Source organism: Myxococcus sp. AM010 (assembly GCF_013372585.1).
Taxonomy (GTDB): domain Bacteria; phylum Myxococcota; class Myxococcia; order Myxococcales; family Myxococcaceae; genus Myxococcus; species Myxococcus vastator.
In genome coordinates this window covers 61613-82457 of sequence record NZ_JABXEO010000023.1, presented here as the reverse complement: position 1 = coordinate 82457, position 20845 = coordinate 61613, and the positions used below count along the sequence as shown (strand labels likewise).

At 71.3% G+C, this 20845-nt stretch carries 15 protein-coding genes; 9 read left to right on the top strand and 6 right to left on the bottom strand.

Annotated elements, in window-relative coordinates; translation table 11 throughout:
- Window positions 1-2: 2 nt before the first annotated feature.
- Together HV826_RS14175 and HV826_RS14170 are read left to right on the top strand one after the other, a co-directional pair.
- Entirely contained in the window at window positions 3-1061 is a 1059-nt protein-coding gene (locus HV826_RS14175; RefSeq protein WP_176417544.1) for an alpha-ketoacid dehydrogenase subunit beta, read from the top strand.
- 208 nt (window positions 1062-1269) lie between these two features.
- Window positions 1270-1671, top strand: a complete 402-nt coding sequence (locus HV826_RS14170; protein WP_240358132.1) for a GNAT family N-acetyltransferase — start codon at window positions 1270-1272, stop codon at window positions 1669-1671.
- 27 nt (window positions 1672-1698) lie between these two features.
- On the opposite strand, the gene HV826_RS14165 is transcribed toward HV826_RS14170, so the two are convergent.
- Window positions 1699-2064 carry a TIGR02266 family protein gene (locus tag HV826_RS14165; protein WP_217917514.1) on the bottom strand — a complete coding sequence of 122 codons (366 nt, stop codon included), beginning with the start codon at window positions 2062-2064 and terminating at the stop codon, window positions 1699-1701.
- 208 nt (window positions 2065-2272) lie between these two features.
- Between HV826_RS14165 and HV826_RS14160 the strand changes: the two genes are divergently transcribed.
- On the top strand, window positions 2273-3148 hold the full coding sequence (locus HV826_RS14160; RefSeq protein WP_176417542.1) for a hypothetical protein: 876 nt from the start codon (window positions 2273-2275) through the stop codon (window positions 3146-3148).
- A 123-nt stretch (window positions 3149-3271) separates the two neighbouring features.
- A complete protein-coding gene (locus HV826_RS14155) occupies window positions 3272-4546 on the top strand; it encodes a GDSL-type esterase/lipase family protein (RefSeq protein WP_176417541.1) in 1275 nt (424 codons plus the stop codon).
- Between the two features lie 14 nt (window positions 4547-4560).
- Here HV826_RS14155 and HV826_RS14150 read toward each other — a convergent pair whose 3' ends face one another.
- The gene (locus HV826_RS14150) at window positions 4561-5274 is read right to left on the bottom strand and encodes a hypothetical protein (RefSeq protein WP_176417540.1); all 714 of its coding nucleotides are present in this window, start codon (window positions 5272-5274) and stop codon (window positions 4561-4563) included.
- Window positions 5275-5307: 33 nt separating this feature from the next.
- On the bottom strand, window positions 5308-7977 hold the full coding sequence (locus HV826_RS14145; RefSeq protein WP_176417539.1) for a phosphoenolpyruvate carboxylase: 2670 nt from the start codon (window positions 7975-7977) through the stop codon (window positions 5308-5310).
- 239 nt (window positions 7978-8216) lie between these two features.
- Between HV826_RS14145 and HV826_RS14140 the strand changes: the two genes are divergently transcribed.
- On the top strand, window positions 8217-8711 hold the full coding sequence (locus tag HV826_RS14140; RefSeq protein ID WP_176417538.1) for a hypothetical protein: 495 nt from the start codon (window positions 8217-8219) through the stop codon (window positions 8709-8711).
- 7 nt (window positions 8712-8718) lie between these two features.
- Here the strand turns inward: HV826_RS14140 and HV826_RS14135 are convergent, their stop codons facing one another.
- Complete coding sequence (locus HV826_RS14135) at window positions 8719-11268, bottom strand: RNA helicase (protein WP_176417537.1); 2550 nt, start codon at window positions 11266-11268, stop codon at window positions 8719-8721.
- A 185-nt stretch (window positions 11269-11453) separates the two neighbouring features.
- Between HV826_RS14135 and HV826_RS14130 the strand changes: the two genes are divergently transcribed.
- Window positions 11454-12188, top strand: coding sequence for a hypothetical protein (locus HV826_RS14130; protein ID WP_176417536.1), 735 nt, complete (start codon window positions 11454-11456; stop codon window positions 12186-12188).
- Between the two features lie 89 nt (window positions 12189-12277).
- On the opposite strand, the gene HV826_RS14125 is transcribed toward HV826_RS14130, so the two are convergent.
- The gene (locus HV826_RS14125) at window positions 12278-13924 is read right to left on the bottom strand and encodes a SulP family inorganic anion transporter (protein WP_255217213.1); all 1647 of its coding nucleotides are present in this window, start codon (window positions 13922-13924) and stop codon (window positions 12278-12280) included.
- Between the two features lie 312 nt (window positions 13925-14236).
- Between HV826_RS14125 and HV826_RS14120 the strand changes: the two genes are divergently transcribed.
- The 3 genes from HV826_RS14120 to HV826_RS14110 all read left to right on the top strand — a co-directional run bounded on the left by HV826_RS14120 (window position 14237) and on the right by HV826_RS14110 (window position 17884).
- A complete protein-coding gene (locus HV826_RS14120; RefSeq protein WP_176417534.1) occupies window positions 14237-15745 on the top strand; it encodes a HAMP domain-containing sensor histidine kinase in 1509 nt (502 codons plus the stop codon).
- The gene (locus HV826_RS14115; protein WP_176417533.1) at window positions 15742-17160 is read left to right on the top strand and encodes a sigma-54 dependent transcriptional regulator; all 1419 of its coding nucleotides are present in this window, start codon (window positions 15742-15744) and stop codon (window positions 17158-17160) included. The genes HV826_RS14120 and HV826_RS14115 overlap by 4 nt, the downstream gene beginning before the upstream one ends.
- Window positions 17161-17290: 130 nt before the next feature.
- Window positions 17291-17884 (top strand): DUF4142 domain-containing protein, encoded by a 594-nt coding sequence (locus HV826_RS14110; protein WP_255208130.1) that lies wholly within the window; start codon window positions 17291-17293, stop codon window positions 17882-17884.
- 76 nt (window positions 17885-17960) lie between these two features.
- On the opposite strand, the gene HV826_RS14105 is transcribed toward HV826_RS14110, so the two are convergent.
- Window positions 17961-20696 (bottom strand): bifunctional acetate--CoA ligase family protein/GNAT family N-acetyltransferase, encoded by a 2736-nt coding sequence (locus HV826_RS14105; RefSeq protein ID WP_176417532.1) that lies wholly within the window; start codon window positions 20694-20696, stop codon window positions 17961-17963.
- Between the last annotated feature and the right edge of the window lie 149 nt (window positions 20697-20845).

Genomic DNA, 20845 nt, shown 5'->3' with positions numbered 1-20845 from the left:
CCATGGCGAACATGGCACAGGCCATCCGCATGGCCCTGCACTACGCCGAGGAGCACCTGGGCGTCACCGACATCTTCGGCGAGGACGTGGGCGCCCCGCTGGGCGGCGTCTTCACCTGCACGCAAGGCCTGAAGACGACGTGGAACTCTCCCCTGGACGAGCGCGGCATCATCGGCGCGGCCATGGGCATCGCCATGGCGGGCGGTCGGCCGGTGGCGGAGATCCAGTTCTGCGACTACGTCTACAACACCATCGACCTGCTGAAGCTGGCGGGCAACACCAGCTGGTCCACCTTCGGTGACTGGCACCTGCCCATGGTGGTGCGCACGCCGGTGGGCAGCGGCATCCGCGGGTCCATCTACCACTCGCACTCGTTCGACGCGACGATGACCCACATCGCCGGGTGGAAGGTGGTCATGCCCTCCACGCCGCTGGACGCGTACGGGCTGCTCATCACCGCGTGCCAGGAGAAGAACCCCGTCATGTTCCTGGAGCCCAAGGCGCTCTTGCGCGTGAAGGGCGAGGAGCGGATTCCGGGCGAGCCGGATGACGACCGCGCGCTGTCGAAGCTCATCGACGCGCCCCTGGGAGACCGCTCCCAGTGGAAGCCGCAGTGGCCCGCGGGCCTGGAGGCGTACGCGGTGCCCTTCGGCAAGGGCAAGGTTGTCCGCGAGGGCACGCAGCTCACCGTGGTGAGCTACGGCCGCACCCTGCCCCTGTGCGCGAAGGCCGCGGAGACGCTGGCCGCGGACGGCATCAGCGCGGAGGTCATCGACCTGCGCTCGCTGTGGCCGTACGACTGGGAGCTCATCAAGGCCTCCGTCCAGAAGACGGGCCGCGTCCTCTTCGTCAACGAGGACACCGAGGTGACGAACTTCGGCGAGCACCTGGTGCGCCGCACGGTGGAGGAGCTGTTCTACTCGCTGCTCGCGCCGCCCCGGCTGCTGGCCGGCAAGTTCCTGCCGGGCATTGGCCTGTCGGACGCGCTGGAGATGGCGTCGGTGCCCCAGCTGGCGGACATCACCACCGCCATCCGCTCGCTCGCGGGCGAGCAGCCGTAAGCGCGACACCCACAATCCCCTGCTCGTGAGTCCCTTGTCGCACGGGAGAAGCACCCTGGGCCGCCGTTCCTCTTTGGAGGGATGGCGGCCCATTCGTTAGACTCCGGGGGCTTTGTCACAACCAATCGTCCGGACAGTCACTCCCGTCGCTGGTGCCGATGCGCCGGCCTTCCGTATCCGTCGCGCCCGCCGGGGTGACGCCGAAGCCATGGCGTCGCTCCTCAAGGAGCTGGGCTACCCCCTGGGGACGGACCAGCAGACGGTCCACTGGGTCGTCAGCCATCCGGAGATTGAAATCTTCGTGGCCGGCGACCCGCAGGACCGGCCCGTGGGCATGGTGTCCTTCTCCCACCGGCCCCAGCTCCGGCTGCGCGGACGCGTGGCCACCATCGACGAGCTGGTGGTGACGGAGACCTGGCGCCGCCGCGGCGTGGGCCGCGCGCTCATCCGGCAGATTCTGGAGCGCTGCAAGGTGCTGAGCGCGAAGCAGCTCCAGCTCGTCTCGCCCATGACGACGACGCCGGAGACGCGCAACTTCTACACGGCGTGTGGCTTCTCCGAAATCGACTCGGGCGTGTTCCGCCACGTCGATACGGAATCCCAGCGCTAGGGAAGCGCCGGGGCCCGCCCCCGGCCGCTACCGCTTGATGCTGTCCACCACGCGCTGAAGCCGGGCCCGGTCCTCGTCGCTCAGGTCCGTGAAGCGCACGCCAATGGCCTCGGCCTCGTCGCGCACCCAGGCGATGACGCCGGTGATGTGGAACTCCTCACCTTCAATCGCCATGGACAGCCGGACGTGGGCGCCCACGTCATAGGACTTCCGCGTCAGCAGGCACAGGCCGCCCGCGGAGATGTTGATGGAGTACGCGCGCAGCGCCCGCGCCGCGTCCTGCGTCTGGTTGAAGCGAACCTCGAACCGCGCCGCCACACGCTCATCCGCCCGCCGGTTCGCGTATGCGGCTGGATCCCCGTTCTCCATGTCATCCGCCGCCTTGGTTGTCATACGCACCCGATAGCCCCCACGTTCGACGCTGCTGGCGAACACCACGCTGCTTTCCACACCCACAGTCCCACAGGGTGACGCGCCGGGCCAACCTCGAGGCCCCGAGCGTCCGCCAAGTGTCCGCTGCTTTCCACGCCTGATTCAAGGGGCCCCCTCTATCGAATTCGGGTGCCTATGTCCTCGGGGACTTCCCTGGGAGAGCTCTGGAATGCGTGTGGACCGCCTCGGTGTGTTGACTGGAACCCTGGCTTTGGCCCTCTGGGCCGCGGCCTGCAACGGCGGTAACGGGCCGGGGCCCGACGGCCAGGGGGACGCGGGCATTGATGGAGGCGGGACACCCACGGGGGACGGCGGTGGAACGGACGCGGGCGGCGGCGCGCGGGACTTCGCCTGCAACGTGGCGCGGCAGGAGGGCTGTGCCGACGGCCAGGACTGCTACTTCGCGGACCTGGCGGACGGCGGCACCGGCAGCCGCTGCTTCGATGCGGAGTGCGACGTGGTGGCCCAGGACTGCGCCCAGGGCCAGCGCTGCACGTACGCGGCGGAGCATGGCGTCACCCAGCGGCGCTGCGTCGCCCCGGGCACCGCGGACGAAGGCGCGCCCTGCACGCTGGCCCCCACCGACGGAGGCGTGGCCTACGACACCTGCCGGCAAGGCTTGTTCTGCCGCGAGGCACCTGACGGCGCGGGAAGTGGCTTCACCTGCCAGCGCCTGTGCCATGCCACGACCCACTGTGGGAACACGAGCGAGTGCAACACCGTGCTCCGCCTGGAAGGCACCGACGAGCTGCCGCTGGTCTGCGGCCCGCTGTCCACGGCGTGCGACCCCTTGGGTGATGACTGCGAGGCCCCACTCAGCTGCTACCCGTCCACGTCCGGCCCGCTGTGCGCGGGCAGCGGCAATCGGACGGAGGGGCAGTCGTGTGACTTCAGCAATCAGTGCGCGCCTGGGAGCGCGTGTGTGAATGCGGGAGGCGGCCTCACCTGCCGCCCGCTCTGTCAGCCTGGAGGCACGCCCGCCTGCCCGGCGGGCAGCTGCCGGGCGTTGGATGGCAACCCAGGCGTGGGGGCTTGCGTCCCCTAGGCACCAGGCCGGCCGCTGTGGAGGGCGGCCAGACAGGCGAGGCTTCGGAGGCAGAGGGTTCCCAGACGGCCGGCTGGCAGGGCACGGTGTGGTGTGCATCCTGCAAAGCCGGGAGGGATGGGAATGGGAATGAAGCCAGGGTGGCGATGGGTCGTCGTGTGCGCGAGCAGCGCGCTGCTGGCGTGTGCTGGCGGCGTGGCGGACTCAGCCGACGGGGACCTGCCGCCAGATGACGACCGCCACACTTCCACGGTGGAGCAGAACGCGCCGGACGCGTCACTGGAAGTCGCGCCCGTGCTGGTGCTGAACGACGGGAGGCAGGTGCAGGCCGCGCCGCCCTTCGCGCCGCCGGCGACTTCGTTCCAACCGGGCTTCCACCAAGCGCTCCGCGCGTCCCACTCAGCGGGGAGCGTGACGACCTTCCGCATGCGCGTGCCGGTGGCGCGTGACGGCGGGCGCCTCCGCGTGACGTTCCGCGCGGGCGACGGGAACATGACGCTCGTGCGTGCCACCGTGGCCCACGCGGGCGCCAATGGAGCGCTGGGGTCCCCGCCGGTGACGCTCACCTTCGACGGCGCGGAGGGCTTCACCGTCGCCGCGCGCTCGCGGAAGACGTCGGACCCGGTGGACTTCCCGGTGGCGTTCCGGGACGAGCTGGCCATCACCTTCGAGGCCCGTGGCGCGCTGGCGGCCAGCGCCATCAGCGCCTTCCCGGGCAGCTTCGCGCGCGCGGGGAACCATGCGCTGGTGACGGGCGCGCTGGGCGGCACCCTGTTCGACCGCGCCGTCGGCGTGGCCACCGTGGACGTGGAGGGCCCCACGGGCCGAGCCTTCGTGGCCCTTGGCGACAGCATCACCGAGGGCTACGTCGACACGAAGAACGACACGCGCAACGCCTGGCCCGCGAAGGTGGAGGCCGCGCTGGGCGTGCCCGTGGTGAACGCGGGCGTGAGTGGCCAGGGCTTCTACGACGCGCTGGCGCTGCTCGACGGCGAGGTGCTGGCGCTCCAGGGCATCACCGACTGCATCGTCCTGCTGGGCACCAACGACCTGGGCGACAAGGACTCCCTGTCCGTCATCCAGGCGCGGATGAACACGCTGCTGAGCCGGCTCGCGCCCTTCTGCCGTACCTGGGTCAGCACCCTGCTGCCCAAGGAGAAGTCGAACCACGCGCCCTACGAAACGGTGAAGACCCAGCGGCTGGAGTTCAACACGTGGGTCCGCGGCGGTGGCACCGGCCCGGACATCATCGACCTGGAGGCGGTGACGCGCCAGCCGGCGGACGTGCACCTGTTCCTCGACGGGCTGGAGGTGGACGGCATCCACCCCAGCGTCGAAGGCCACCGGGTGATGGCGGACGAGGTCGCGCGCGTGCTGCGCGACGAGGGCGGCCTCTAGCCGCGCCGCCGCGCTCAGCCCTGGCGCGCGCCGAGCACGCCGTGGAGCACCAGCAGCTCCGCGAGCCCCGGCGGCGCCAGCATCCAGTCGTCCTCCGTGGGCACCCAGCGCACCGGGGCCCCGGCGCCCTCCAGCAGGCTGTTCACCTGGAGGAGCAGCGGCTCGAAGGTGGAGGCGGGGGCCTCGCGGCTCCCCTCCGGTGCCGACACGTCGTGGCCGCCGGGCTCCAGCCGGAAGGCGGCGCGGCCTGGCTGGGGCGTCACCTCGAAGCCGGGCAGGTACGGCTGCATGGCGGCCTGGAGCCGCTCCAGCAGCGCGCCGTCCTCGTAGGGGTGGGACAGCTCCCAGTCGAAGAAGGTGGGCAGCTGCGCGAGCAGCTCCTGGTGCAGCGGGTTGGCGCGGCTGTGCCGCCAGTGGTGCTCAGCCAGGTCATAGGCCGTGGCGGGCACGCGCAGTTCGTACTTCTCCAGCTTCGTGAGCAGCTCGCCCATCCGCTCCACCAGGTCCGCGGGCGGCTCGGCCCGGGACACCCAGCCCCAGTCCGCCACCGACTGCCCGCGCCGCTGGCCTTCCACCCGGTCCCCTTCACGCAGCTGGAGCGGGGGCTCCGGGGCCTCCTCTTCCGGGTACAGCCCCGCGTGCAGAAGGGGCCCGCCCGCTTCGGGCCGCAGCCGCGCGAAGCGGTGCGCCGGGTTGACCTCCACCACGCTGAACGTCTCCCTGGCCATCGCCGCCTCCTCGGGTGTCCGACGTCGCGGAGCCTACCCGGTGTTGCGCATGCCTGCGGCGATGCCGTTGAGCGTGAGCAACAGTGGACGATTGACCTCCGCCTGGCCCTCGCGCTTGCGCTTGAGCAGCTCCACCTGGAGGAAGGACATGGGGTCCACGTAGGGGTTGCGCAGGGAGATGCTGCGCTGGAGCTGCGGGTTGTTGTCGAGCAGCTTCGACTCGCCCGTCAGCCGCTTCACCTGCCTGCGCGTGCGCCGGTGCTCCTGTTGGATGCGCCGCCACAGCGACCGGGTGGCGGGAGGCGCCAGCGACGCGTAGCGCCCCGCGATGGCCATGTCCGACTTCGCCAGCACCATGGTGACGTTGTCGATGACGGCGCGGAAGAAGGGCCACTCCCGGTACATGCGCTTGAGCTGCGCCGCCCCACCGTCCTCCTTCGAGAAGGCCTCCAGCGCCGAGCCCACGCCGTACCAGCCCGGGAGGATGGCCCGGTTCTGCGTCCAGCCGAACACCCACGGAATCGCGCGCAGCGTGTCCAGCCCTCCCGCCTTGCGCTTGCTGGGGCGCGAGCCGATGGGCAGCGACGCAATCTCCTCCACCGGCGTCGCGGCGGTGAAGAACGCCAGGAACTGAGGGTCCTCCCACACCAGGGCGCGGTACGCCTTGCGCCCCGTCTCCGCCAGCGTGTCGAACGCGGCGCGGAAGGTGCGCTCGGCCTCGGGCTCCGGACGCGGCTGCGCGTCCAGCGTGTGCAGCAACACGCCGCCCAGGATGAGCTCCAGCGTGCGCCGCGCCAGCTCCGGGCGCGCGTACTTGTGGTCCAGCGCCTCGCCCTGCTCCGTCGCCTTGTAGCCACCCGCCACCGCGCCGGGCGGCAGCGCGAGAATCGCCTCCTGCGCGGGGCCACCGCCACGCGCCACGGACTCGCCGCGGCCGTGGAACAGCCGCAGCGGGACGCCCGCTTCGCGCGACACCTCCGTGAGCGCCACCTGCGCGCGGTACAGCGCCGCGCTGGCCGCCAGGAGGCCCACCTCCTTGCCGGAGTCGCTGTAGCCCACCATCACCTCCTGGCCACCGCGCACGTCCAGGTGCTTGCGGTACTCCGCGTCCGCGAAGAGCGTGCGCAGCACGTCCGGGCCCGAGTCCAGCGCGCCCAGCTGCTCGAACAGCGGCACCACGTCCACCGTGGCGCAGCCCCGCCGCGCGTCCCACAGGCCCGCGTGCTTCAAGCAGCGGAAGGCCGCGAGCACGTCCTCGGCGGTGCTGGCCATGCTCAGGATGAGCGTGCGGCACGCGGGCTCACCCGACTCCGACTGGGCCTCCTTCAGCCGCGCCAGCACCTCCAGGAGCCGCGCCCCACCTTCCGTCGGCGCCGGGCCCCCGTTGAACGAGCCCGCCGCGCTCACCGCGTCCTCCGCGGGCGCGCGCACCTCCAGCTCCGCCAGCGACAGCCCCAGCGCGAGCAGCCGCTCCCGGACCTGCCGCACGTCCCGAAGTCCCGCGTGCGTGCCCTTCGACGCCTCCAGCGCGCGGCCCAGCACGTCCAGGTCCGCCAGCATGGCCTCCGGCGTGCGGTAGGCGCCCGGCGGCATGGGGACGCTCGCCCCGGCGCGCTGCTGCGTCACATAGTGGAGCGCGCGGTGCAGCCGCTCCTCCATGAAGCGCAGCTTGTGCCGCAGCGGCTCGCCCGGGGTGCGGGGGCCGTAGCGGCGCTCGGCGTCGGGCAGCTCCTCCGCGTCCTTCGCCACCGAGCGCAGCAGCTCCTCGGACGGCTTCGCGTGACGCTCCGACTGGGACAGCCGCCCGCCCAGCCGCTCCAGGTCTTGGAGCAGCCGCCGCAGTCCTCGGGCCCGGTGCGCGCGCAGCGTGTCCGCGAACACGTCGGGCGTCACCAGCGGGTTGCCATCCATGTCCCCGCCCACCCACGAATGGATGCGCACGGGCGTGTCCACCGGCCCCAGCGGCTCGCCGTAGGCGCGCTCGAAGGCCCAGTCCAGCAGCTCCGGCAGCAGGGACAGCTCGTCGGCGAGCACCTCCTCCACGTACCAGAGGACGTTCTTCACCTCGTCGCCCACGGTGGGGCGCTCGCGGCGCAGCTCGTCCGTCTGCCACAGCAGGGTGATTTCCTCGCGCAGCAGCGCCAGGTTCACCGAGGACTCGCGCGGCGTCAGCTCGCAGCGGTCCCGCTCCTCCAGCAGGCCCGCCATGCGGTAGAGCTTCTCCAGCAGCGTGCGGCGCACGGCCTGCGTGGGGTGCGCGGTGAGCGTCAGCGTCACGCGCAGGGTGCGCACGGCCTCGCGCACGCGCTCCGCGGGGATGCCCGCGTCCTTGAGCAGGAGCAGCGTGGCCTCCAACGAGCCGCGCTGGGGCCTGGCGGACGCGGCCTCCGCGTGGGTGCGGGCGCGGCGGATGCGGTGGTGCTGCTCCGCCAGGTTCACCAACTGGAAGTACACGGAGAAGGCGCGCAGCACCGGCTCGGCCTGCTCAAGCGGCAGACGTTGGAGCACCTCCGCCAGCTCGGCCGCCACCGCGCGCCGCCCGGCCACGGGGCCCCGGCGACGCTGGATGGCGAGGCGGCGCACTTCTTCTTCCAGGTCGAAGAGCGCCTGCCCTTCCTGTTCGACGAGGACTTCTCCCAGGAGCCGACCAAGCAGGCGGACATCCCGGCGAAGCGGCTGATCCACGGCACGCAGTCGGGCCATATGGTCCGACGGTAGCCGCTGCGCGGCGGGCTGGCCCGCATTTCCGCGCGAGAAAGCGACGAGCGCCCGCGAAGCACGGCGAGGTGTCTGCCATTCCCGACAGGCATGGCCCCGAAACACGCCTGTACGCGCCACGGCCCACCCCGTGGCTCCAGAGCCACACACCCGCCCGGTCCAGGCCTTGCACAACCCGACTCCCGTGGGCCGCGAACGACACCGCGGCCAAGGAGCTTGTCGCCATGTGGACGATGCGGGGATGGAAGGTGACGTTGCTGTGTGGCTGGCTGGCCGCGCCGGTGGCCTTGGCCGAGACGGCGATGCTCGACGGGGTGCCGCGAGAGGCGAGGGCCGCGCGTGGCGTGGAGCTGCTCCCCTCCGAGCCGCTGTTCCCCGACGCGGGCCCAGACGAGCTGGACGGCCCCGTGCTCCGCTACGCGGAGCCGGTGTCCTGCCCCGCCGCGCCGGAGGGCCGGGTTTGGGTGGCCCAGACGCAGACGTGCGACGACGCTGGCTGCGCGCCGCTCACGACCGTGTGGGCGGGCGCGTGGACCGTCGAGGACGCGGGCCTGGAGGTGCGCTGCGAGACGGACCGCGTGGTGCTGGCCGCGGGCGACTGGCGGATGGTGCTCACGCCCGACGCGGGCGGCGAGCTGGAGGTGCGTGAGCTGACGCCGCCGGAGCCCGAGTCGCTGTCGGCGGCGCGTCCCTTGGAAGCGCCGGCCTCCGAGGGCTGAGCCCGGGCTACACGCTGATGCGGCGGAGCATCAGGATGGGGCCCTCATCCAGGCGCCTGTCCCGCAGGTCTATCTCGCAGTCGATCATCCAGTCGCCGTGCCCTTCCGGGTCGATGATGCGCTGCTGGGTCTCCCACAGCCGCGTGCCCGCCTCCTTCAGGAAGGTGTTGGCGGGCTTGCGCGCCTGAGGCGTGAGCACCACGACCTTGTGCTCCTCGAAGTACGGCGCCATGGCCTGCTCCAGCTTAGGGGCCGTCCATTCGCCCAGCGCGTTGTCCAGCATGGACAGCGCGTCCAGATAGCGCTTCTGGCCCAGCGCCTTGAGCAGCCGGTGCAGCTCCTCGCGCACACGCGCGGCGAAGGCCTTCGGGTCGTCGGTGAGCTCCTTCGGCTTGAGCTCCACCACCGGCTTCGCCTCGACGGCGGCCTCCGGGTTGCGCATGCGCTCCCACTCATCCAGCAGGCTGGAGTCCACCTGCCGGAGCGTGGCGCGCAGGTGGTCGATGAAGTCCTCCACCTCCTCCGTGCGGAAGCGCTCCGGCACCGTCTGCACCAGCGTCTTGTATGTGTCATTCACATACCGCAGCAGCACGCCCTCGCTGCGCTGGAGGCCGTACTCGCGGATGTAGTCCGGGAAGGACATGAACCGCTCGAACATGTCGCGGACAATGGACTTGGGCCGGATGTTCTCCTCGCCCACCCACGGGTGCTTCTGCGCGAACTTGTTGAAGGTGCCGTAGATGAAGTCGCGGTTGGGCTTGGGCCACTCGAGCTTCTCCAGCTCCGCCATGCGGTCGTCGTACTCCACGCCCTGCGCCTTCAGCTCGTTGATCTTCTCGCCCTTGAGCTGGTGGAGCTGCGCGTAGAGCACCACGTCCGGGTTCTCCAGGATGGCCTCCACCAGCGACACCACGTCGAGCGCATACGTGTCCGTGGTTGGATCCAACAGCTCCAACGTGTCGAGCAGGTACAGCGACAGCGTGTGGTTGAGGCTGAAGTCGTGCTGCATCTCCCCCGCCACCTTCACCGTGGCGCCCGAGCCGCCCTGCCCCTTCTCCACCTCCAGGATCTCCGCCTCGCGCAGCGTGCGGAAGTCGCGCGCGGCCTCCTTGAGGTGCCGGCGCTTGAGGTAGTCCGAGTCGTGGCTGCGCTGCACCAGCGTCACCAGCCGCTTGTACCCGCCGTTGCCTTCCGTCTGGTGGTCGCTCTGGAGCAGGTTGAGGATCATGCCGTGCGACACCGCGAAGCGGGACTCCAGCGGCTCCGGCATGCCGCTCTGGAGCCGCTCGAAGGTGCTCCGGTCGTACTGCACGAAGTTCTTCTGCGGCGGCTTGGCCTTGGGCGTCTTCTTCTTGCCCGCGGCCTCCTTGGCGGCCAGCTTGATGTTCTCGATGACGTACTCGGGCGCCTGGGCCACCACGCTGCCCTGCGTGTCGAAGCCCTTGCGGCCCGCGCGGCCGGCGATCTGCTGGAAGTCACGCACGCTCAGCGTGGTCAGCTTCTCGCCGTTGAACTTGAAGAGCTGCGTGAAGAGCACCGTGCGGATGGGGATGTTGACGCCCACGCCCAGCGTGTCCGTGCCGCTGATGACCTTGAGGTGCCCGTGCTGGGCCAGCTTCTCCACCAGCAGGCGGTACTTGGGCAGCAGGCCGGCGTGGTGCATGCCGATGCCGTGGCGCAGGAAGCGCTGGAACTCCTTGCCGTAGGGCGTGTCGAAGGGCGCGTCCTGGAGCGCCAGCCGGATGGCCTCCTTCTCCTCCTTGGTGGAGAAGTCCACGCTCATCAGGTTTTGCGCCTGCTCGGCGGCGGTGCGCTGGGTGAAGTTGACCAGGTAGATGGGGTACTTCCCGCGCGCGATGAGGTCTTCAATCGTCTCGTGCAGCGGCGACTCGCGGTAGTCGAAGTCCAGCGGTACGGGGCGCTCGGCGCTGCGCACGGTGGCCACCTCCCGGCCGGTGAGCTTCGCCAGGCTCTCCTCGATGACGTGCGTGGGGCCCAGCGTGGCGGACATCAACAGGAAGGTGGTGTCCGGCAGCGCGATGAGCGGAAGCTGCCAGGCCACGCCGCGCTCGCGGTCCGAGTAGTAGTGGAACTCGTCCATGACGACGTAGTCCACGCGGGCGCTCGCGTCGCGCAGGGCCAGGTTGGCGAGGATTTCGGCGGTGCAGCAGATGATGGGCGCGTCGCGGTTGATGCTCGCGTCGCCGGTGAGCATGCCCACGTTCTCCGCGCCGAAGGCGTCGCAGAGGGCGAAGAACTTCTCGTTCACCAGGGCCTTGATGGGGCAGGTGTAGAAGGAGACCTTCCCCTCCGCCATGGCCTTGAAGTGGAGCGCCGTGGCCACCAGCGACTTGCCGGAGCCGGTGGGCGTCTTGAGGAACAGGTGCTTGCCCGCCAGCAGCTCCAGGATGGCCTCCTCCTGCGCCGAATAGAGGCTCAAGCCATTGGCCTCAACGTAGCCGACGAAGCGGTTGAGGATTTCGTCCGCGTCCAGGGGCGGTTCGCCCTTCTTGGGGAGCAGCGCGGCGAGCGGAGCTTGGGTTTCAGGGGTTGCCATCACCCGCCGACAATAGGCGGCGCGCCCGTCCCCCACCGGGAAAATCGCAATCGGAGGCACGGGGCGTGAAAGAAGGCCCCGTGGAGGGTGTCCGCGAGTCCCAGGGCGCAAGGGCCGGGAGCGCGATACCCGGGCCCCGGCCCCCTCCCTACCGTTGCCCCTGGACTGAAGGTCAGGGGGTGGGGATGCGGGGAACCGTCAAAAAGAAGATAACGCGCCTCAAGCGCGCGGCGCTGCTGGGGGGCCTGGCTTCCGCGCCCTGTCTCTGGAGTGGCTGTGAGCAGCAGCGGGGCCCCACGGTGGACGCGGCCGGCGGCGCCGAGGCCCCAAGTGTCGCGGGGCTGGAAGGCGGTCCACCCACCGACACGATTCCCGCGGCCGAGGGCGGACCTGACGGCGCCGCGTCGCTCCAGTCACCAGGCCATGCCGGCACCGGCACGGATGGCGCGGACTCCCCCGGCGAGACAGCCAGCCAGAGCGCGCCTCCCGGCGCGCGCGGAGACACACTCGGCAGGGGCCTGAGGGACAGCGGCAGTCGGACTGGTAGCGGTAGCAGCAGCCTGAGGGCTAGCGACAGCCGGACCGGTGGTGGCAGCGGCGCTGGCCGAGGTGGCTTCGGAGGCGGAGGCAGCCTCACGGGTGGCCACAGCGCCACCGGTGGCGGCAGCCTGTCGAGCGGCAACAGCGTGACGGGCGGAACCAGCATGACAGGGGGCGGCAGCAGCACCCGTCACGGCGGCGGCGTCAGCTCCAGCGGCGGTGGCTCGGGTGGAACCACGGGCTCGCGCGGCGGAGGAGCCAGCGCGGGCGGCTCGGCCACGGGAAGTGGCGGGCTGGACAGCGCCAGTGGCGGCGACAGCGCGTCCGGCGATGGCAGCGACTCGGGAGGCTCGCGGTCCGGTGGGATGCTGGGGCTGTGACGCCGCCGCACCGCGACGCGCGTTGCCATCGCGCGGGATGAGCGGACCCGTGCCGCCCATCCCCCGCGCTCAACCCCAGGTGACGCGGACTACGTCGTCGGCTGCGTCGTCTGGATGATGGGGGTCTGCCCACCCTGCTGCTTGATGTCCTCCAGCACGTCGTTCATCGACGACATCAGCGCATGCGGCCCGGTGCCCGTCCATGTCCCGGCTTCCTGGAGCATGGCCTCGACGCCGCCGCGCGCGCCCACCACGATGACCCGGCCGCCTCGGACCGCCAGGACCTCCGACAACTCGCGCACGGTGCGCAGGCCGGCGGCGTCCATGTACTTCACGTCCGACAAATCCAGCACCAGGTGCCGCGGCCACGGCGGGCCCTGAAGCGCCGCGCTCAGGTTGGCGGCGGAGCGGACATCCAGGTCGCCGCGAACGCGCAGCAACTGCATGGGGGGGCGTACGTCCAGGCCCTCGCCATTGGTGCCAAGGGGACGGAAGAGCGGGCGCCCGTCGGTGCGGAGCAGGTGGCTGCGCACGTGGGCCTTGGGCGGAGAGAAGAAGCTGCGCGCCAGGGAGAGCAGCACGCCCGCGGCCAGCCCCGGCAGGAAGCCCAGCGAGGCGATGAGCAGCGCGGTGGCGACCGCCACCATGGCCTTGCCGGCGTTGTCCGTCCACAGCGCGTGCAGCCCGCGGAAGTCCAGCAGCCGGGTGCCCACGACCACCAGGATGGCGGCGAGCGCGGCCATGGGAATCCGGGCCACCAGCGCACCGGCGAGGATGCAGGCGGCCAGCAACATCACTGCGTGCAGCACCGACGCGGCCCGCGTGCGCGCGCCCGCCTGCACCGACACGGACGAGCGGACGATGGCGCCCATCACCGGCATGCCGCCGAACAGCGCGGACGCCGTGTTGGCGAAGCCCTGGGCCACCAGCTCCTGGTCCCCATCCGTGCGGTGGTCCGTCAACCCGGGCATTTGGTCGAGCGCCCGGGACGCGAGCAGCGAGCCCAACGACGCCAGCACCGTGAGGGCCAGCACGTCCGGCAACAGGGCCGCGAAGTCCAGCTCCGCGAACGAGGGCAGCACGGGCATGGGCAGCCCCGTGGGCAGCGCGCCGACACGCGTCAGTCCATCAGAGAGACCGCCGACGAACGACGCCGCCGTGGCCAGCACCAGGCCCACCAGCACCGCGGGGATGGAGCGGTGGAGCTTGGGGATGGCGAGCATGCAGGCCACCACCAGGGCGCCGACCACCACGGAGGCCCCGTGCACGGACCAGCCTGGCCAGAGCTCCGGGAGCACCATGGAGCGCGCCGAGGACGCGCCACCGGAGGCACCGAGCAGCCGGGGAAGCTGACTGTCGAGCAGCAACAGTCCGATGCCCGCGGTGAAGCCTCGTGTCACCTCGGCGGGCATCCACTGCGCCAGCCGGCCCGCGCGCGCGAACCCCAGGACGAGCTGCAGCGCGCCGCACATCAGCGTCGCGGCGACAACGCCCGCGGCGCCGTGCCTGGTGGCGATGAGCAGGACGGTGGGAACGAGCGCGGCCTCCGGCCCCGTCACCTGGAGCCGGCCGCCTCCAAGCAACGCGGCCACCACACCGGCCAGCGCGCCAGTCACCAGTCCCACTTCCGGCGGAAGCCCCGAGGCCACCGCCAGCGCGAGGTTGAGCGGAAGCGCGACACAGGCCACCGTCAGCGCGGCGCCCGCATCACCCGGTAGCGTCCGGGGGGACACCATCTGCTTCCACTCCGTCCACAGCTGCCTCGGACGGTCTGTCCATCCCCGGGGAGTCTTGAGCGTAGGTGTCTCGACCATGCTCGGGCTGTTTTCATGGAACGTGCCGAACGGCTTCCCACTCTGAAGCCTGATTCACCTGTCGGCCTCTCCCGACGCCCCTTCGCCGCGCCCGGACCGACACCTGTCTGCCCAAGCCGACACGCGGAATTTCAAACACGAACATTCGCTCGAAAATGCTGCGCGCGGTTCGCAAGCTCAGTAGAGGTGTACCCCGGAACGAGTGCGCCCCCACGCGCAACGTGCATCCGGCCCATGCGACTCGCACACCGACTGCTCATCTCTCATGCCCTCCTCACCGCCGCACTGCTGGGGGCCGCCGCCTTCTCGGTGGTCGCCATCGTGCGGATGACGTCCCTGCTCACCGAGGTCCGCGAGGAGCAGCTTGGCGGCGTCATCAAGGAGGAAGCGGTCCACCAGGCGGCCTGGGGCGTCGAGGTCGCCGCGAGGCATGGACTGTTCGCCTGTGAGCACAGCGCCCGCGAGGTGCCGGCCGCGGCTGACACGCTCAGGGAACGGCTGACCCGCCTGGACGCCCGCCTCGCCCTCCACGGCGCTTCCACCCAGCCGCTGCTGCTGCGCGCCGCCCAGGGCTATCAAACATACGCAAGACACATCCTCGCGGGTGACACCTGCGAACGGCTGCAGAACACGGCCCTGCGCAGCGAGCGCCTCTTCCTGGCCGAGCAGCTCACCGACGCGTGGATCAGCACCACGCTCGCGCTCCACTCGGCCATCCGCCAACGGGAGATGCGCGCGCACGACATCGGCTCGTCCGCCATCGCGGTGGGCCTCACCCTGGGCGCGCTGGCAGTCGTCGCCGCCTGGGCCGTTGCCCTCTGGGTCGCGCGGGGCGTGACGCGGCCGCTGGGCCAGCTGTCCGCGCTGGCGCACCGGGTGGGCGACGGCAACTTCGCGCCGCTCCCGGAAGTGTCAGGCCCCCGGGAAATTCGGAATCTATGGGCGGACCTGGACCGCATGCGAGGCCGCCTGTCCGAGCTGGACCAGCTCAAGGACGCCTTCGTGGCGTCGGCATCCCACGACCTGCGCACGCCGCTGGCCCGGCTCCGGACAGCCATTGGCCTGCTCGCGGATGGCACCGCCGGCCCCTTGACGACGCAGCAGCACCGCGTGGTGGAGCTGGCGCGCGTGGCCTGCGAGCGTGAAATCCGGCTGGTCACCGCGCTGTTGGATTTGACGCGCGTACAGGCCGGCAAGGCCGTGCGACGGGACGAGGGCTGCCGCCTGGACGACCTCATTGAACGGGCCGTCGAGGAGGTGTCCGAGCTGGCGGAGGAGCGTGGCACGGAGCTGGTGGTCATCGCCCAGGGCACGACGCCGCCCGCGTCCCTGGATGCCGCGCTGGTGGAGCGCTCGCTGGTGAGCTTGATGACGAACGCCGTGCGCGTCTCCGCCCCTGGGCAGCGCATCTATGTCACCCGCACGCTCGCGCCCCAGGGCCCGGACGGCCAGCCCGGGACGTGGGCCCGGGTGGAGGTGCGGGACGAAGGCCCCGGTGTCCCGGAGGACGCGCGCCCGCGCGTCTTCGAGCCCTTCTTCACCCGGGCGGTGGGCGCGGCGAACGCGGACGGGCTGGGCCTGGGCCTGCCCCTGGCGCAGCGGATGATGCGGGCGCTGGGCGGGGATGTGTTGTTGCTGGAGAACGCGAACCCCGGCGCGCGCTTCGCGCTGGTGTTGCCGCTGGGCCGGGGTGTTCCGGCCAGCACCGCCCCCGAAGCGGGGACGAAGAGGAGCGACGGATGAAGGCCCGCGGCGGACATGTGTTGGTGGTGGACGACGACGCGGAGCTCTGCGAGCTCATCTCCCTGCGCCTGGAGGCGAAGGGCATGCAGGTCACCACCGCCCTCACGGCGGCGCGCGGCCTGGCGCTGCTGGAGTCCGAGAAGATAGACGCGGTGGTGCTCGACCTGCGGCTGGAGGGCGTGGACGGGCTGGAGGTGCTGGCCCAGATGCGCGCGCGCTCGCCGGACCTGCCGGTGGTCATCCTCACCGCCCATGGCACCATTGAGACGGCCGTGGAGGCCATGCAGCGCGGCGCGTATGGCTTCCTCACCAAGCCCTTCCAGGACCACGAGCTCTTCCAGAAGCTGCTGCACGCGACGGAGCGCAGCGACCTGCACCGCGAGCTCGCCGACCTGCGCCGCATCGTCGCGGGCACCACGCCGGAGCGGCTGCTGGGCGCCAGCCCCGCCATCGCCGAGGTGAGAGACCGCATCGCCCGGGTGGCCCCGTCGGAGGCCACCGTGCTGGTCCTGGGCGAGTCCGGCACGGGCAAGGAGCTGGCGGCGCGGCAGGTGCATGCGCTGTCCCGCAGGGCCAGCGGTCCCTTCATCGCCGTCAACTGCGGCGCGCTGCCACCGGAGCTGCTGGAGAGCGAGCTGTTCGGCCATGTCCGGGGCGCCTTCACCGGCGCCACACAGACGCGCGAAGGCCTGTTCGGCGCGGCGCGCGGCGGCACCCTCTTCCTGGACGAGGTGGGCGAGGCCTCGCCGCGGGTGCAGGTGAAGCTGCTGCGCGTGCTCCAGGAGCGGCGCTTCGCGCGGGTGGGCAGCGCCACGGAGGAAGAGGCCGACGTGCGCGTGGTGGCGGCCACCAACCGAGACCTGCGCGAAGAGGTCGAGGAGCGGCGCTTCCGCGAGGACCTCTACTACCGGTTGGCCGTGCTGCCCATCGTGATGCCGCCGCTGCGCGAGCGCATCGAGGACATCCCGATTCTGGCCACGAGGTTCCTGGAGCAGGCCGCCGCGCGCAATGGCCTGCGGCTGCCGCGGCTGGCGCCGGATGCCCTGGCGCTGCTGCAGGCCCACTCATGGCCGGGCAACGTGCGCGAGCTGGTGAACACCATGGAAGCGGTGGTGCTGCTGGCGCCCGAGGACGACGTGCGCTCCGAGCACCTGGCCCGCATGTTCGACCCACCCACCTCCGCGCGAACGCCGCCCGACACCGCGCGCGAAGAGGAGCCGGAGCTGCTGCGCGCCTCCGGTGAGCTGCCGACGCTGCGCGAGGCGAGAGACCGCTTCGAGCGGCGCTACCTGTGCGAGGTGCTGCGGCGCTCCAAGGGCAACGTGGCCGCCGCCGCGCGCATGGCCAGCCGCAACCGCACAGACTTCTACGAACTCCTGCGCCGCCACGGGCTGTCCCCCGCCGACTTCAAGTAGCGGCCGTCGCCTCCCTCCTGTCCACCGAAGCGTTGTCGCGCGCACATCTGGCTCGTGCTTCCCGGCCATGGCGGTGTGCTTTTCAACTGCTCAACCTTCAGCTGAACAGCAGATGAGGGGGACGACAGTCATGCGAATCACACGAGCGATGGTGGGGGTGGCGATGATGGGGGCGGCCGTGATGTTCGCCGGCTGCGGAGAGAGCAGCGCCAGTGAGAACACGCTGGGCCCCCAACAGGCGGCCGCGGGCCAGGCGGTGACGCTCACGGACAGTCAGATACTGGGCGTGCTCCTGGTGGCCAACGCGGGTGAGGTGATGCTGAGCCAGGTGGGCCAGGCGCAGGCCACCGACCCGACGGCGCGTGACTACAACGCACGCATGGTCACCATGCACACAGAGGTCATCCAGCGCCTGGAGCAGGTGGCCACGGCCCAGGGCATCGCGCCCGCGGAGAGCCCGGTGACGCAGCACCTCCAGCAGACGGTGCAGAAGACCGTGGACCTCCTGAGCGCCACGCAGGCCCCTTACTTCGACGTGTCGGTGATGGATGCGCAGGTCTCCGCCCACGCCGGCACCGCCCTGTTGGGGGATTCGCTGCTCGCGCCGCAAGTGCAGAACCCGGCGCTCAAGGAAGAGCTGATGGCGATTCGGAAGACGGTCCAGGCCCACCTCCAGGAGGCCTCGAACATCCAGACCACTCTCTACAACGCCTGGCAGCCGTAGCCGCGGCGAGGCCTCCGTCCGGGGTGGGCACCCCCTCCCGGACGGAGGCCCTGATTCGCAGCGGCCAAGGCCCCCCTCAGAGCACCTTCACGGCCTTCACCATGTCCGGCGACAGCTCCTCGTGCTGGAGGATGGCGAAGCCCAGCTTCCGGCTGATGGTCTGCATGGCGCGGTTGCCCGCGAGGATGTCCGCGACGATGCGCTCCATGCCCCAGTCCCGGCCGATGTCCACCAGCCGCTTCAGCATCTCCGCGCCCAGCCCCTGCCGCTGCACCGAATCACTGATGAGGATGGCGAACTCCGCGTCGCGCGTGCCTCGAAGCCGCGTGAGCCGGCCCACGCCGAGCAGCGCTCCGTCCTTTCGCTCCGCCACCAGCGCCAGCTCCCGCGAGTAGTCGTTGAAGCAGATGCGGGACAGCCGCGCGTGCGCCACGCGCGTGCTCAACTGCATCAGCCCCGCGTAGCGCAGGAACACCGTCTGCTCCGACAGCGTGCGGTGGAACTCCGCCATCTTCGGCTCGTCCTCCGGGCGGATGGGCCGCAGCAGGACCTCCTCGCCGCTTCGCAGCCGGAAGGGCGCCACGTACTGGTTCGGGTACGGCTCAATGGCCAGCCTCGGCAGCTCCGCCTCCGTCACCGAGGCCGGGTGCAGCACCACGCGCGCGTCCAGGGCCAGCAACCGCTCGGGCGAGGCCAGCAGCGGGTTGATGTCCACCTCCTTCACGAAGCGCTGCTCCGCCACCAACTGGCTGAAGCGCACCATGAGCTGCTCCAGCGCCTTCAGGTCCACCGGCGGGCGGCCCCGGACGCCCTTGAGCGCCTCGTAGATGCGCGTCTGCTCCATCAGCCGCCGCGCCAGCGTGGTGGTCAGCGGCGGCAGCCCCAGCGCCCTGTCCTTGAACACCTCCACCAGCGTCCCGCCCGCGCCGAAGAGCAGCACCGGCCCGAACTGCGCGTCCACGCTGCTGCCCACGATGAGTTCATAGCCGTCCAGCCGCACCATGGGCTGCACGGTGACGCCGTCGAACGCGCTCCCCTGCCCCGTCGCCTCCAGCCGCGTCCGGATGTCCCGGAAGGCGCCGCGCACGGCCTCCGCGTCCGGGAGGTTCAGCCGCACACCGCCCACGTCCGACTTGTGCGTCACCGTGAGCGAGTGGAGCTTCACCACCACCGGGTAGCCCAGGGCCGCCGCCGCCACCGCGGCGTCCTCCGTCACCGCCAGCCGCGTCTCCACCGTGGGGATGCCATAGGCGGCCAGCAGCTTCTTGGACTCGTACTCCGACAGCAGCGTCCGCCCCTCCACGCGCGCCGCCTCCACCCACCGGCGCACCTCGTCCCGGGCGCTGCCCGCCGCCTGCGCCAGCGCGGGCGTCTCATACAAGCCCTCCAGGTTGTACGCGTAGCGCCACATGTAATTGAAGATGCGCGCGGCCGTGTCCGGATAGCCGAAGGTGGGGATGCCCGCGTCGTTGAGGATGCGCTCCCCCGCCGCCACCTCCGAGCCGCCCATCCAACTGGCCAGCACCGGCTTGCCGTGCAGCTTCGCGTAGGGCTTGAGGCGGTCCGCCGTCTGCGTGGGCGCTGTCATGTCCTGCGGCGTGAGGATGACGAGCAGCCCGTCGCTGCCTTCGTCCTTTCCGGTGACTTCCAGCGCCTTCGCGAAGCGCTCCGGGTCCGCGTCTCCCAGGATGTCCACCGGATTGCCGTGGCTCCACGGCGGCGGCAGGAAGCCGTCCAGGGCCTCGAGCGTGGACGGGCTGAGCGTGGCCAGCTCGCCGCCCCCCGACACCAGCGCGTCCGTGGCCAGCACCCCGGGGCCGCCCGCGTTGGTGAGCACCGTGAGGCGCCGCCCCGCCGGGCGCGGCTGCCGGGCCAGCGTCTCCGCCATGTAGAAGAGGTCCGCGATGGAGTCCACGCGCAGCACGCCGGTGCGGCGGAAGGCGGCGCTGAGCACCTCATCGCTGCCCGTCAGCGCGCCCGTGTGGGACGCCGCGGCCTGCGCGGCCTGCGCCGTGCGCCCCGCCTTGATGACGATGATGGGCTTGGTGAGCGCCACCTCGCGCGCCGCGGAGAGGAAGGCCCGCGCGTCGCCGATGGACTCCATGTACAGCAGGATGGAGCGCGTCATCGCGTCATCGGCCAGGAAGTCGATGAGGTCGCCCCAGCCCACGTCCAGCATCGAGCCCACCGACACGAAGGCGCCGAAGCCCACCGCCTCGCGCAGGCTCCAGTCGAGGATGGACGTCAGCAGCGCGCCGCTCTGGCTGATGAAGGCCACGTTGCCCGGCCGGGCCATGGCGCCAGCGAACGTCGCGTTGAAGCCGCCGGGCGGGCGCATCACCCCCAGGCAGTTGGGGCCGATGATGCGCACCTGGGCCGCCTGAGCGATGCGGAGGATCTCCCGCTCCAGCCGCTCCCCCTCCGCCCCAATCTCCTTGAAGCCCGCGGAGAGGATGATGGCGCCCCGGATGCCCAGCGCCGCGCACTCCTCGATGACGCCGGGCACCGCCTGCGCGGGCGTGACGACGATGGCCAGGTCCACCCGCTCCGGCAAGGCCCCCAGGGACGGCCACGCCCTGATGCCCAGCACGTTGGGCCGCTTCGGGTTGATGGGGTAGACGGTGCCGCCAAAGGGGTTGCTGATGAGGTTCCACAGCACCGTGCGCCCCACGCTGCCGGGCCGCTCGGTGGCGCCGACGACGGCCACGCTGCGCGGCGCGAAGAGGACGTCCAGCGGCAGCCGCGTCCGCTGCTGGTGGAGCACGTTGTAGGACGGGTCCGTCTTCGAGGAGCCAGGGGCGCGCGGGTCCATGGCCTCCGTCATTGCGGCCGGGCTCGCCAGGGCGCAATCGCCTTCTCGTGCCTGCCCGTGAGCGCCCCCCCCTCCCAGGTCCTCGCGTGAATGGGCTAGAACAGGAATAACTGCACTCCCTGCACGGAAAACCCGAGGCGCACCCTGCG